Raw genomic sequence first — 14,496 nt, 5'->3', positions numbered from 1 at the left:
CAATCACCCAACGAACACGGCCTTGATTGCTACGAATGGATTCGGGTCGTCCGCCATCCTCCGCCGGCTTTTATGCCAGGCCGCAAAATCCTCGAACATTGCGTCGATCTCGGTCGATCGGTTCTCGCGGCGCGTTTTCTGGCGGCGCTGCTGAATCGTCAGCCGAGAGCCGTCATCCGGGGCATCCGCGAATTTCAGCTCAAGTTGGGCGCGGAACCGCGCCTCGAGGCAGGCAAGACGATCAAGCGTGGTGTTGAGGCTCCTGTCGATGTCGGCTTGCCGTTGTTTGCGCAGGGTAACGAGGTGCGATTGGAACGCATCCACGGCAGGCGCGAGCGCCTCGGTCGCGAGCTGCTCATCGGGCTTGCCGGTGTTGGGAATGCTTCGGGAAAGGCCCGTGCGGGCGACAAATTCGCCGATCGGCTCGACCCCGGCGACGCGGCCGTTTCGCAGTGTCACCGCTGCCCAGCAGTCAACCACCGGTGCGCCAAGCTCGTTCGGGATCGCGCCGTGCAGGATGACCGCGACTTCGCGCTCGGCTAGGCGGCCGCGCAGGCTGCAGAGCGGCGCGGCCATTTCAGGAAAGAACGTTCCCGCACGATCGCCGAACCAGTCGAGGAGGGGATGGCCGTCCCAGAGATACTGGACGCGTGGCCAGCTTTGCTCTTCAGTCTTGGCCTGGGCGATCGCCGTGTTGATGACGTCCGCGCGGTCGGAAAGCTCGATCGTGTTGCCCTGGCCGACGGCTTCGACCGGCATGTAGCGGTCATCGACTTCGCCTGTTCGGGCATAACCGAGCCCGCCATCGCTCATCATGTCGTCCGGTATCGACAGGCTGATAAGGCGGGCATCGCGGTCCACATCCGGAGCCGTCTCGAAGACGTCCTCGTTCGGTTCGGTCAGCCTTTGCAGCATTGCTTCGGTGTAGGCGAAGGTGTCCGGGAAAAGCCTTGGCGGCATTTCCGCGTCCGGCGCGGTTGTCGAAGTCCCGGCCGAAGAGATGTCGACGCCCCGGTAGTCGCCAAATAACGCGTCAAACTCGTCATCGACGGTTTTGTCCTTTGCCACATGCGCGGCGCGCTCATCCATCTCGGCGGCAAATGCTTCCGCACCGCGGCCGTTACTGACGGCTCTTGCGACAATCTCTTCCTCGCCTTCTGCATCGCCGGCTCCGAGAAAGACGGCCGGATCGCCGACGCCCTCTTGGGCTGCCTCGTCCTTTTCGACCAGCTTTTCGAGGACCCACATATCGCGGACTTTTGGATGACGGCTTTCCCCGACGAAATAATAGATCTGCGGCGTTCGATCCTGGCCGTAGCGGTCGATACGGCCGTTGCGCTGCTGGAAACGGAGCAGCGACCAGGGCAGGTCGAAATGGATCAACCGATGGCTCTGGAAGTGCAGGTTCAACCCTTCGGAGGCCATGTCGGAAGCAAGCAGCACGCGCAGCGCAGATTTCTCCTGGCCAAAGTCCTCGAGCACCTTCTGCGTCGTCACGTCCGCTTCGACGCTTCCGCCGTCCACTCGTCCGATAGCTTCAGGTGATAGGCCAAGATCTGCGGTCAGGCGCTCCTCAAGCCATTCCAGCGTCCGTATGCGCTCGGAAAAGACGACGAGCCGGTCGCGCGGATTCTTGCCGATCCATTTGATATCCTTCAAAAGGCGCAAGAAGTCCTGGTACTTGCAAAAATCAGTGGGTTCGATCGAGGCAAGCAGGTCCGCCAGTTCGGCGAGCTTCTGTCTGTCGGCTTCGCTCCCCCTTGCTGTGCCTCTCTCTATGCGGCCGATTCGTCCCTTCACCGTCTCGAGACAGGCCGCGGGACTTGAGAAGATCGCCTTCGCAAGGGTCGTGCGGAAGAGGTCGATGACGCGGTTCTCGGGAGCATCGGCGTCGAGATCGAGCTTAAGTTCGGCGATCGTCGCGTAGGCGGCCTCCTCCTTCTCGCTCAGGGGGAAGGTGCGGCTATTAAGTTCACGCGGCGGTATCGCGGACCTGAGCGCCTCCATCACCTCGGGAGAGGTACGGAAGCGGCGGATCACGAGATCCTCGATGTCGTCGCGATGCAGCTTCTCGGGATCGGGGACCCGTGTGGGGTCCAGCATTTCAATCAGGCTTGCAAAGCTTTCTCGCGAGCCGTCGTGCGGCGTCGCGGTTAGCAGCAACAGCTAGTCGGCTTTGCGCGACAGGAGCTTCGCAAGCTTCGAGCGGAGGCTCTCCGTGCCACCGCCGCGGGCGCGTTTTGCGGCGTTGTGCGCCTCGTCGATGATGATCAGATCCCAATTCGACTGTTCGATCGCCGCGCGGATCTGGCTGTCCTGCTTTAGCGTGTCGATCGATACGATCGACCGGTCGAACTGGTCGAACACGTTGTATTGCGCGGGAATCTGGTTGCGCATCCGCCGTATGGCCGCGCTATCGAGGCGCGACAGCGGGATCGAGAAGCGGGTCCAGAACTCTTTCTGGAACTGTCCCAGCATGGCACGAGTGGTGACGACGAGAATCCGCTCGGCGCGGCCCCTAAGGATAAGCTCGGAGGTGATCAGGCCGGCCTCCAGCGTCTTGCCGAGGCCGACGTCGTCTGCGAGCAACAGCCGCACTCGGTCCTGGGCCAGCGCCATCTCGACCGGCACATGCTGGAACGCGAGATCGTCGATGGCGGCCTTGCCGAGCGTCAACGGTTGCGAGGTTGTGGTCGGCGTGGATCTGAATGCAGACTCCAAAAAGAGCTTGGTGTCGAGAAAGCCGGCGGACTTGTCGTGCTCCAGCGCGATTTTCGTTGGGTGCAGTACGGCATAGTCGTCCTCAAGCTCGACGACAAACCGGGCTGTCTTGCCCTTCACGATGCCGGACATGCCTCGGCACGACACGACGTTGCCGTGTGCCCGCCGTTCGTGGCCGACGACCTTCCAGGTCGACGACCGCACTCTGATCATTGTGCCGACGTTCATGGATTTGCCCCCGGTCGACGAACAATACTCGTTCGATGAGCCTGAGGCTTCAATAGCAGGGTTCGAAGCTAGAAGTCATTGATTTATTGTATACTTTTTGCTGAGGTGCGTTCCTTGTGGAGAACCCGTCCGCCGCGTCGTTCGTGCCGCTTTCAACGTAGGCATGAGGGCGTCGGGGGAGGGGAAAGCACGAACCTTTAATTGCGTTTAGCGAAATTTGCCGTAGGCGCGAAGCTTATGCCTGATTTTCGGATATCCCCGATCTCGATCGTCAATCAGATCAAGGTCAATCTGCAGGATCGGTACGCCTCCGGCTATCCCATCCTCAAGGAATTGCTTCAGAATGCAGATGATGCGGAAGCCCGACATTTCAGACTCGATGGGCTGTCGGGCTGGTCGACTGCCGCCCATCCGCTGCTCCGCGGACCGGGACTTCTGGTCGTAAACGATGGCTTCTTTCGCAAGGAAGACGAGAGCGGAATCATATCATTCGGCGAGAGCGGCAAGGCCGCTGACAGCGCAGCGATCGGGAAGTTCGGCTTCGGTCAAAAGGCGGTTTTTCATCTCTGCGACGCGTTCGTTGTCTACGCAAAAAGGGAAAGCGACAGACCATTTAGCACGGTGGTGAATCCGTTCCTGGAAGTCGAAGTCCCCGGCAATGTCAGTCGGCAATGGGAGCCGCGTGGAGAAGGTCTCGATCCAGCCGACCTGGAGCTCCTCAGGCGCGAAGTCTCTTCCGACTTCCCGGACCGTCACCTTGTTCTTTGGCTGCCATTGCGTCGGGAAGATATAAAACCTGCTCCAGGAGTTAGCTTCTCCGGAAACATTCCGTCGCTAGCGGCGACGATCAGGGAGCTTAATAGACCCGACGATCTGCGCGTTCTGCTAACCGCGCTTCGCCATCTGAAGACGATCGAGATTCGAGAACGCAGTGAGCTTCGCTGCGCGCTCGAACTTGACGATGCCCGGGGACGTTTCCTTGGACCGAACCGTTTAAGCGGTGGCGTTCGCCTCTTCGGAGGCACAATCGGCGCCGCAGAACATGGATCAACGGCGTCATTTGTCGGGCGCGAGGCGATGATCCCGGATAGCTGCCTCACGAGGTTGAAGCGCTCACAGCAATGGCCGCAAACGATCAGCGTCCTCAGACCTGAACCCGTACCGGAAAAGGGAGAACCGCACGGAGCAGCGACTCTATCGCGCATTCCACTACGCGCGAGCCACCTGGCCGAGACCGCGCAACTGCGTGTTTCCTGGGCGGTATTCCTGCCGATCTCGGACGCATTCGATATCATTATCCCGGTAGGTGGGAGCGCTGGCGATCGATTCCATCTGTTGCTGCATGGTTACTTCTTCCTTGATAGCGGCCGACGTCAGATCGAGGGACTGGATGCCCCGACTGAGCAAGACGAACCATCAGATGCCGCGTCGTTGCGTCGTGCATGGAATGCCGAGCTTCGCGATTCGGTCGTGTTGCCACTCCTGCCGGCTCTACTAAAGGACGCGCTCGATTTCGCGATAGTGACATCAGCGGAGCTTGCGCAACTCGTGTCGGCGATCGCGCGCGACGGGTGGTTTCGTAGCAACCGGAGAGCCATCTGCCGGGAAGTTGCGCTGGTACGTGTGCTCGAAATATCCGGCGGCGTCGTCTGGCGTATTGTTCCAACGGCAGATGCCCTGCGTCCATTGCCGGCTTCAGTGGCTGATGCGCCCGGGCGAATAGAGGAGTTGTTCAGCACTATTGGTTCGTGGGCCGAGGCGAGCAGTACGTGTCTTGTCGCCGGCGAAAGCGCGGCGCTTAGCGCAGAGCCCATACGTTGGACAGCCAAGGACTTGGAGGCAGTGTTTGCCGGGCTATCACCTCGGGCGTTTCAATCACGCGATCTCGCGCGGCTTCTCGTCGATTTTCTTGGCGCGACGATATTCGACGAAGCGGAGCGTTCTTCCATTGGACCGCACCTAGTCGCGGCCCTACGCAGGGCGATCACTGAAACACAGGCGTTCGCTCCGTCCGAACTCGTAAGATCGATCCTTAACCAAGTGCCGCATGGTAAGTTGTTTCCGCTACCAGCATCCGTCGAGAACCGGCAAGTCCTGCGCGCACTGGCCTCCGCTCCCACCAATATCTTGCTAGTCCGCCGCGAATGGCTCGACGAAACTCGACGTCCTCCGCAGTTATCCAACGCAGACCTCAAGTCGCTGCTCAACGCACTCGAACCGTTGATCAGCGGTGACCATGCAGACCAGGCGGCGACTGCCGCGTTAGCGCTACTCACTCAGGGTGGACGAAATATCTCCGAGTTGGCAGGTGATCTCGAATTCGCCTCCATCGAGGTTCTGCGCGCGCGGGATATCCGCAGCCACAATCCCATCGCGCTGTCGCTCCAGACGCTCGTCGCCCGGTCCCGAGCGGGACTTCTGTTCGCAAGCTCCCCTCAAGCTAACTCGCTGCTGCCATTGCTGACGGAAACCCTGCCAGACGTAGCCCCTCTGGTTGTGGACGGAAAGACGGCGGAGTTTCTCCGGGATTCGTCTAATTCTATCATTCAGCTCCACAGCACCGGGAATGAGTCGATTCTAAAGCTCGTTAACGCGGCGTCGTGCTTTGGAACAACAGACGCTAGACGCAGGCTGCTTGAACGACTGCGGCCGACGGATAACGACGATCGGGCCGCTCTTCGACGCCTCTGCGCGGGCGACGAAAAGGCTGGATATGGTGGCGCTACGCTGCATGTTCTCGAAGAAACACTGAAAGGAATAGAAAGACCTGTCGAGGCAATTCTGAACGCAAGCGAGAATGCCTTTCTGATCACGGCCGAGATAGCTGACGAGCTTATGCCCAGGCTGAGACAGCACATCGGTATAACGGCGCTCGATACACCGCGGATGGAGGCGTTGCTCGAACGAGATGTCGACGCGGTCGCCCGCATTCAGCTCAGTCCCATCGAGCGGGATGCGTTTTTGTTGACCCAACTCTCGGACCCATTGCTGCGTCGCTTGCCGATCCATGCTCGTTCCGACGCGACGACGGGTAACGCAGACAATGTGTTTCGTGAGGCCGACTGGCCGATTCCCGAAGCATTGAGACGCCATGTTCTCACGATCCAGCTTTCCAACAACAGCCGCGCACGCGAGCGGCAGGAGAGGCTCATCGGGAGATGGTCGCCGCAAAGCCAGATCAAAGTCGCACTTTCTTCCGCCAACCCGCACCGCTTTCGTAACGAGATACTCGAGGCCCTCGCCAAGCTTGCGTCTCCGCCAGACGAACACCTGCTAGAAGCACTTCGCGTCACGCCTTGGCTTCTTGTGGACGAACAGCCCATTACTCCGCTGGACGTGCTCGCCCTTCCCCCCGCCGTCGACGAAGTAGCGCGAACGTTGCTACTAAAGAACGGCGAAATACCCCCATTTGTGCCCGTCCAAAAACTGCGAATCGAGATCCGCGAGCATGACGGGTTTGCCCATCTAAGGGAGTGGGTTCTGCCGGGTCGGAACTTCTCCTTCGCGGCGCTTGCGTTGATGATCGAGGAAGCGAGGATCGCTGGGCGCCTCGGAGGGGCAAACGATTATCCGGTCGAGGATTTCACGACCTTGGCCAAGTCCAGCGGTGACATCGGATTGCCGGGCTGGCCTCTGCTGGCGGCGGTTCTGACGTCACTCGGAGATGGATGCGACGACGCCACAAAGATCGTAGCGGCTTTCACTGCTCTCAGCGCCTCCGACGCCAAGTTGGCGGGAGCTCATCTCGACTGTCTGGCAGCATTGGCAGAGGAAAAAGGGCGAAAAGGTGAAGCGGCGGCCAGGGCCTATCGCCACGGATTCAGTGTCGTCGCAGGGTGGCCAGAAGACGCGCGCCGCGAAGTGTTCGGTGGAACGCGCGTTCTCACAGATGCTGGGAATTGGCGGATTGGCAGTGAGGTCGTCCAGGACGGTGACGGTCTCGACCCGAGGCATGTCTTGGCGCGAGACTACGCATCCGTGCTGGGGATGCGTCTGCAGCAGCACCCGGAGGCTACCAACGCCGAAAATGAATCTCCTGATCCATTCATAGCCGACCGTCGCCGAGGACAGATCAGGGACGTCGATCTAGTCGCGTTGGAAGCCCGGTCTGCGGATCAGCAGCGATTGTTCCTCGAAAGCTGGAAAGGGCGCGTGCCGTCCGATCTGATTATCGTCTATCTCGGATTGATTGGTCGCGGTGAGCCTTTTAGGAACCTCGCAAACGAGTGGGCGACCGATGCGACAGTCGATGTCGATACCCTTTGGGCCGATCTCGACTACCACTTTCCAAAAGAAATCCTTTACCCGAACCCGCTGGCCGCTGAGGTCGATCAACGTCGTTTCCTTATCGAGCCAGTCTTGGGCGAGCGCGTACAAGCTATCGCAATGTCGGGCGATTCGTTCGACGCGGCATTAAGCGGTTCCGACAAAGGAATCCTCATTGGGAACCTGCACAAGACTCATGAGGGTATCCGCGCCGCCGACGGCAAGGCGCGGTCATTGATCACGCTGCCAATCAGGCAAGTCGATCCGACTCGATACAGTCAGGGTGAAGCCAGCGCAATTTTCCGCCGGTTCGTCGAGACGATCGCGGCGGACTGCCTATGGCTCGGCATGGAACGCCAACGGACGGCGTTGCAAGAGATGTTGGACAAGGCGGTTAAGATCGATCAATCGACGATCGAGGAAACCGAACGTCTGCTGCGCGACCGATTGCCCACTATACTCGCCGAGCTGAAGCTTCCCACCGAGTATCTTTCACAGCAAGCGTTGCGCAAATATCAAGCTGAGGAAAGCCGCCTGCATCATCTTTCGGCGCCGGCACAGAAGCTTGAGGAGCTCAAGGCGGCGCTTTGGCGAAAGGTATCTGATGGCGCGTTGGCGGCTGAACTTCTGTCAGCCGTTCGCAGCAAGATCGGGGATTTCGGATACTCGGCTAGCCGGGTTCTCTTCGAGCTTTTCCAGAACGCGGACGACGCTTACCGGCAGCACGGTGGAGCTGCGACTGACGTTTGTTTCCGTGTGGAGCTGTTTTCGAACGGCTCAAGCGGATTTCGTGTCGTCCATTGGGGTCGTCCCATTAACCACATGGGACGCGACACCGAAGAGGGGCGTCGTCTCGGTCACGACCGCGACTTGCTCAACATGCTACTGATGAATTTCTCCGAGAAGCGGCCTGGAGACGATCTGACCGGTAAGTTTGGCCTGGGTTTCAAGAGCGTCCACGTGTTGTCGGACAGCGTAGGCATAGCGAGCGGCTTCATCGCATTACGCACAGTTGGAGGCTTTCTGCCGGCGACTTGGCCGGAAGGTATTGATGCAGGAGAAAATCGAAAGAGCCCCAGCGGCCGAAAGGCTACGGTGATCGACGTTCCGTTCTCGATGACGACTGCCGATAAAGGTGCCGAAGCCATCGCGGCATTCAGGGCTACCGTGACTTGGCTGCCCGCCTTCGCGCGCACTATCCGCCGCGTCGAGATCGAGGCTGACGTACCGGAGAGCATCGATTCCGTCTGCTCTCCGCTACTGGATAAGAGCGGGATCTACCTCGTTTCCGTTTCTGGTCGGAAAAAGGAGCGGGCCCTGCGGGTCGATCTTTCCAGCGGGTATAGCCTCTTGCTCCGCATAGACGGCGCAGGTCCCAGTGCGTTCTCTAGCGACCTGAGGCGTCTCTGGAATCTTGCCCCACTTGAGGAGGAGCTGCGATCCGGCTGGTTGCTCAATGGTCCCTTCGCAGTCGACCCCGGACGGACCGGATTGGCCGGCTCGATTGCGGAGCGGCAGGAGAAGTTTCGAACTCTGGGGCGGACGCTCGGAGACCGCCTTTTGGAGTTGCACGATCTCGTGGGCGCCGATTGGTCTCAGTTCGCAAGGCGCCTGGATCTCGATGCTTCCCAGCAAACAGCGAGAAATATCTTTTGGTCCCGGTTATTCGACGTCCTTGCGCTGGACTTTGACGACGATCTCGCCCGACACTTGCATGTGGACGGGCATGGATACGCGCGTCTCGCCAGTCGGCACAAGGTCGTGCCGACGCGTTTGCAATCCCCGTTCGATTCATTGGTGCAGGCATCAGAAGTGGAACATTACCTTGATGGCGCGTTGTCGCATTCGGCCACGCTCGCCAAGCTGCGAGACTGGCCTACACTGACGGAATTGCAAAATCGGATCATTTCATCCGAAGTGGCTGGGCAACTAAGGAAGCTGGGTTTCGGGACCGCCCGTCCGCTTCATTTTTCGAGCCTTCTTCATCGCCAAATCGGCAAAGAAAAGCGAATCAATCCCGAGCTAGCCCAGACCCTTGGTCGCGCCGTTACGCCCCAGTCAATTCGGGAAGCCCCACTCTACAAAGAACTCCATGAGATACTAGACACCGCTAGGCATGCATTGTTTCTCGCACAGGACGGAACCTGGCGCTTCGCGCAGCTTCCTTATCCAGATTCGGCGGGAGACGGTGAAGAGCGCAGACTGTGCGCATTCGCACCTGCGAAGCATCTGCTCGACAAGCGTTATACCGGCCCGGCACTTGAGTTCTTCCGAGTTGCCCGAGAAAGATCGGGCTTCGGCCCTCAAGCGCGCGACCTCGCGTCGTGGGCAGCGGAAGTATCTGCCGATGACCCTAACCGCCAGATTGCGGCACTCCGCTACATCATTGAGGGGCGCCAAGGCCGGGACTTGGGTGAAGAGATTCGCCGCAATCGGCCCAGTTGGCTGCCCTGGCCCGCGTCGCAGCTGCGGATCAGTCCGTTGCTGTCAGGTTGGATGGAAAAGGAGAAGGACGATCTGCTTTATGCCCTTCAGGGCCGTGACGCGTTTATACCCATGCCGGTTACCTCGCCCCCCACACCAGCGCCTGAAACGGTGTTGGTAGCGATTCATACCTGGTGGAGTTCTGAAGGAACTAATCTTCGGACCGTGTATTCGCAGCGAACATATCCCGGTGCTTTCTCACCGTCCCAGCTTCGGGAAACGAGTGATCGGGCGACCTGGTTCACCATGTTCGCCCTATCTTGCTTCCAATCATTCGGCCGCGCGCAGGACGGACAACATCGAAGCTTTATCGAGTCTGGATACCGAGAAGGCTGGTGGGTTGAACTCGCGGACTCGCGACCACCTGATGATGTGCGATCCTGGCTTGATCGGCTTGAACGCTGGAGTGCGCCGGAACAATTCGATCAACGATACCTTCCATGGCGACGTTCATTTGTTGATCTGTATGCGATCGCCCGATGGCTGGATGAATACCGGGAAATTGCCCTCAAGCTGCCTAGAATCATTGAGGAGCACGGCGTCATTTCCCTAAATGGTGCTTTGCAGCCGAGCTACTGGGCACCGGCAATGCGTCTTTGCATCGATGCCGCGCCCATAAACCGGTCTCTCGGCATTGGCATGAACTGGATGATCCGTGAGATGCTACGCCACAAGGTGTACGAGTTACGCGATGAGAGCCGTATGGCTCCCTATGGCTGGGCTTCATCCCAGCGTGTTCGTGCGCTGCTGAATGAGCTTGGCGCAGACGTTGGTGAGCGGGCGGACAAGGAAGCGAGCCGGACGATCTACGACTTCGTAACAAAACATCTCGCTGCTAGTCGGGCTCGCTTTGAGGGAGATTTCGATCTTCCGCTGCAATTGATCACCCGAGAGGAAAACAAGACGGCGTTGGTTCAGTGCTTCGAAACGATCGACCGCGATCTACCAGCCTTCTTGGAGCAGTGGCAGGACAGCGAGGACGCGCTTTAGGACGAGGCAGCTAACGGATGACAGACACAAGGCAATTGGCAGCGGGTGCCTCTGTTCACCATCCGCGACATGGAAATGGACGCGTAGTGGTGGACATGGGCGCCACTGTTATCGTTCGCTTCGGCGGGAACGTTGAGCAGGTTCTCGCTGACGAGCTTGCCGAGATACCGTCGCTCCATTCGGCTCTCCGAGAAGGCTCGGCTGCTGATCCCATCGACGCGGTGATCCGAGCGCAGGCGCTTACTATCCGGTCCGTCAACGATCAATGGGGGGTATTTTCACGCTCGCGCGTGCAGTTGCTTCCTCACCAACTATGGGTTTGTCGCAAAGTAACGCAGGAGTGGCCTTTCCGGTGGCTGGTTGCCGACGACGTGGGGCTGGGCAAGACAATTGAATGTGGCCTTGTTCTCTTGCCCTTGATCGCCTCTGGCCGAGTGCGCCGAGTGATGACCCTTGCCCCGGCGAAGCTCGTCCCTCAGTGGCAGTTCCGCCTCAAAGACATGTTCGACATCCGGCTGCAGCGCTATGTCACGGAGGCGGACACGGAGCGCGGCGATTTCTGGGCGACTGCTTCGATGGTCGTCGCATCCTTTCACACGTTGCGTGACGATCGTCGTGGGGCACGCCAAAGGCTGCTCGACGCGGATCCCTGGGACTTGGTCATCGTTGATGAAGCCCATCATCTGAGTGTCGATGAAAAGGCCGGCAAAACACTCGCATACAGTCTTGTCTCGGACCTCCAGGCGCGGGGCAAGATCAATTCTCTGCTCTTCTTCACAGGAACTCCCCATCGCGGAAAGGATTACGGCTTCTTCGGTCTGATGCAGCTCGTGCGACCCGATCTCTTTGACGCGGAGCGGAACACAACAGAACAACTCTCTCAGCTTCCGAAGGTCATGATCCGAAATAACAAGGCGACGGTCACCGACCTTAAAGGCAACAAGCTCTTCAAGCCGGTCGATGTCTATAGTCGCGAGTACAAATATAGTGAGCAAGAGGCCCAGTTTTACCGAACGCTCAGCGAATTCGTGATCGACGGTCGCGCATATGCGGGGACGCTTGACGGTCGCGCGCAGACGGCGCGAATGCTCGTGCTCATCACCCTCCAGAAGCTTGCCGCCAGCTCGATCGCAGCGATCCGGAATGCGCTCGGCAAGCGCCGCACGATGCTGGCAGACGCCGTCAGGCGCTCGAGCGAGTCTTCCTCTGTCGCTTTACCAGACGACGATCAAGCGACGTTTGATGATTTGGCCGAAGCCGAAGAGGCATTGCCCGGGTCTGCCTCTGTCTTGTTGATGGAAGACGAAATCCAGCGTCTTGACGAACTTATCGCGCTCGCCGGCGCGATAACCCAAGAGACGAAGATCGAGCGCCTCCTTCGAATGATTGGCGAGGAGTTCGGCCCGGACGAGCCGATCCTGCTCTTTACGGAATACAAGGCCACTCAAGCACTTATCATGAACGCGCTTCATCGGCGATTTGGATTCGGTTCTGCCGCGTTTATCAATGGGGACGAAAGGCTGGATGGGCTTGAGCAGGCTTCGGGCGAGCCGAAGACGATCAGCCAACCTCGCGAGCATGCGGCAGACGCTTTCAACTCGGGTAAGGTGCGGTTCCTCGTGTCGACAGAGGCCGGCGGCGAAGGCATCGATCTTCAAGAACGCTGCGCGGTGCTGGTCCACGCGGATATGCCCTGGAATCCCATGCGCCTTCATCAGAGGGTCGGGCGTCTGTCTCGCTACGGCCAGACGCGGCCGGTCTCAGTCTACATTTTGCGAAATCCACAAACTGTTGAGGCTCGTATCTGGGACCTTCTCAACGCGAAGCTGGAGCGAATTCAGGCCGCTCTCTCATCAGTAATGGAGGAACAAGAGGACATCTCGCAGTTGGTCATAGGCATGGCGGGCAATTCGCTTTTCAATGAGCTGTTTTCGGGGAGCGAAGGGCTTTCGGGCGAGCGATTGGGGGCGTGGTTTGATCGAGCAACGGCTACGCTCGGCGGGCGCGACGTGGTGGAAACGGTGCGTGAACTTCTTGGCAATGTGTCGAAGTTCGACTTTCAACAGGTTGGCAAAGATCTGCCACAGGTTGATCTTGCTGATCTTGAACGGTTCTTCACTCAAACTGTTAGCAGACACGGACGCCGGATTTTCCGACGCGACGACGGTCTGGAAATCAGGACTCCTGATAGCTGGAAGGAGCGCAGCTACGCGCTCCGGGATAAATACGAAGGACTCGTCTTCGATCGCAGTCTTCGTGGCACGAACGCCGCTTCTCGGGTTCTCGGAGTGGGTCACCACCTCTTCGATGTTGCGCTCGAAGACGCGCAAGATGTTCCAGCGCGCTTAGCCCGCGTCGATGGTCTCTGTGGCCCATTGCTGATCATAACTGTTGAGGACGAGGTTACAGGAACAGGCACGCTCATCCATAGACTAATCTTTGGCGTGATGGAAAAGGAAACGAAGATCGAAATTCTACGTGATTGGGAGCTATTGCGGGCACTGAACGCCCTCACACCCCGAAACTCTCCAAACGACGGACGTGTGAGTGAGGATATCGAGTCGGTGCTTGGACGCCTTAAACAGGCATTTGACGCTAATCTTTCTTCCCATGCGTCCACGCTTCGTAGGCCAGTCTCTTGGCCTGAGATGCTCTTCCTTCCGAGCAAGAGGGGATGATGTCGTTAAGGGGCTATTCCGACCACTCGAATGTAACTTTCAAGTGGTTGAGTGGAGAGTTCCAAGGCACAGCTTTTCGGTTTTGCAATTGTCCAACTACGATACCAGGAGCAACGTCTATCTCCTCTGAAAACGTCGTAACGCTCTCAAGATCGAAAGAACCGGCCGACACAAACTTTTCAAGCTCATGCTGTGGTACTAGAAAACTCGCAGCCCAATGGTTGGCTTCCGCTTCTTCTTTGTCGTCACCCGGAAGCTTCTCGCCGTCGATGAATAAGGCTTTCCTGCTATGGAGGAGCAAATGCGCTGCCTCGTGGAAGAAGGTGAACCAGAAATGATCGTTAGTTTTGTGCCGTAGCGTTTGCTGAATTATTCCCTTTCCCGGGACCAACCATCGGGCGACACCACTCAGTCGCAAACGGGAAAACGGTTTAATGAGTAGAAAGACCACGCCGGCTTCTGCGCACTTGGAGATCATAGGGCTCAGAAACTCCTCAGGGTCCTGATTGGTATACGACCTGATTTGCGCAAGAGCATTTATGAAATTTGTACGATCAAACGGAGCTGTCTCAACGCTCTCCGCCTGAAGCTCGCCGAGTCGAAGCCAGGCCAGTAGTGGCTCAGGATCGCTTTTGAATGTGGGCGAATGTCTAAACGAGACGGTTCGAAGTTCGTCGAAACGCTCTCTAAACGCAGTGAAGCTTCCAGCGGCGAAGAATCTGAGGAGTTCGCGCGCTATATCCGTATCGTTTTGAGTAGCTTTCACACAGCCACGCTGCACCAGTTCTCCGATTGGGAAGCGATGAACGAAATCCTTGACACTTGCGAAGCTCTCCGCCTCAGCACTCTGTGCCAAATGCAAGCGATACTTTGCTTCTAGATTGAGCCAAATCGAGGCGTCCATTCCGAGAACGCGTTCTAGCTGCATTGCCGTTGCAGGTTCGATCGGCGCCTTGCCCGCGATTATTTCAACAAACAGCTTCGGAGAGCGACCGCAGCGGCGAGCCAATTCCCGTGCCGACAGGTCCCGCGTCTCAAGAATCTCTTCCAACACTTTACCCGGAGGCTGGACGTAATCTGGCTGATACCGGTGCTGAATGTGAGCCATCGGGTTCCCCGATCGAGCGTT

The 14,496-nt window shown here is 58.4% G+C and carries 5 protein-coding genes; 2 read left to right on the top strand and 3 right to left on the bottom strand.

Annotated features, from left to right (window positions below; all coding sequences use genetic code 11):
* Positions 1–3: 3 nt before the first annotated feature.
* Together AYJ54_RS10650 and AYJ54_RS10645 are read right to left on the bottom strand one after the other, a co-directional pair.
* Positions 4–2,163, bottom strand: coding sequence for a helicase-related protein (locus tag AYJ54_RS10650; protein ID WP_136623599.1), 2,160 nt, complete (start codon positions 2,161–2,163; stop codon positions 4–6).
* A 3-nt stretch (positions 2,164–2,166) separates the two neighbouring features.
* A complete protein-coding gene (locus tag AYJ54_RS10645) occupies positions 2,167–2,949 on the bottom strand; it encodes a DEAD/DEAH box helicase (protein ID WP_063698879.1) in 783 nt (260 codons plus the stop codon).
* A 237-nt stretch (positions 2,950–3,186) separates the two neighbouring features.
* On the opposite strand from AYJ54_RS10645, the gene AYJ54_RS10640 reads away from it, so the two are divergent.
* Both AYJ54_RS10640 and AYJ54_RS10635 read left to right on the top strand, forming a co-directional pair.
* Positions 3,187–10,689 carry a sacsin N-terminal ATP-binding-like domain-containing protein gene (locus AYJ54_RS10640; RefSeq protein ID WP_063698878.1) on the top strand — a complete coding sequence of 2,501 codons (7,503 nt, stop codon included), beginning with the start codon at positions 3,187–3,189 and terminating at the stop codon, positions 10,687–10,689.
* A gap of 95 nt (positions 10,690–10,784) precedes the next feature.
* On the top strand, positions 10,785–13,367 hold the full coding sequence (locus AYJ54_RS10635; protein ID WP_245328987.1) for a DEAD/DEAH box helicase: 2,583 nt from the start codon (positions 10,785–10,787) through the stop codon (positions 13,365–13,367).
* 13 nt (positions 13,368–13,380) lie between these two features.
* Here AYJ54_RS10635 and AYJ54_RS10630 read toward each other — a convergent pair whose 3' ends face one another.
* On the bottom strand, positions 13,381–14,475 hold the full coding sequence (locus tag AYJ54_RS10630; RefSeq protein WP_063698877.1) for a HigA family addiction module antitoxin: 1,095 nt from the start codon (positions 14,473–14,475) through the stop codon (positions 13,381–13,383).
* Between the last annotated feature and the right edge of the window lie 21 nt (positions 14,476–14,496).

This window comes from Bradyrhizobium centrolobii (genome assembly GCF_001641635.1).
GTDB classification, from domain to species: Bacteria; Pseudomonadota; Alphaproteobacteria; order Rhizobiales; family Xanthobacteraceae; genus Bradyrhizobium; species Bradyrhizobium centrolobii.
Note: the sequence above shows the minus strand (reverse complement) of the source record. Positions and strands in the feature narration are given on the sequence as shown.

Excerpts from the sequence above, each read along its gene's own strand:
- AYJ54_RS10645 (WP_063698879.1), bottom strand. The coding sequence starts at position 2,949 with ATGAACGTCGGCACAATGATCAGAGTGCGGTCGTCGACCTGGAAGGTC.
- AYJ54_RS10640 (WP_063698878.1), top strand. The coding sequence starts at position 3,187 with ATGCCTGATTTTCGGATATCCCCGATCTCGATCGTCAATCAGATCAAG.
- AYJ54_RS10635 (WP_245328987.1), top strand. The coding sequence starts at position 10,785 with ATGGGCGCCACTGTTATCGTTCGCTTCGGCGGGAACGTTGAGCAGGTT.
- AYJ54_RS10630 (WP_063698877.1), bottom strand. The coding sequence starts at position 14,475 with ATGGCTCACATTCAGCACCGGTATCAGCCAGATTACGTCCAGCCTCCG.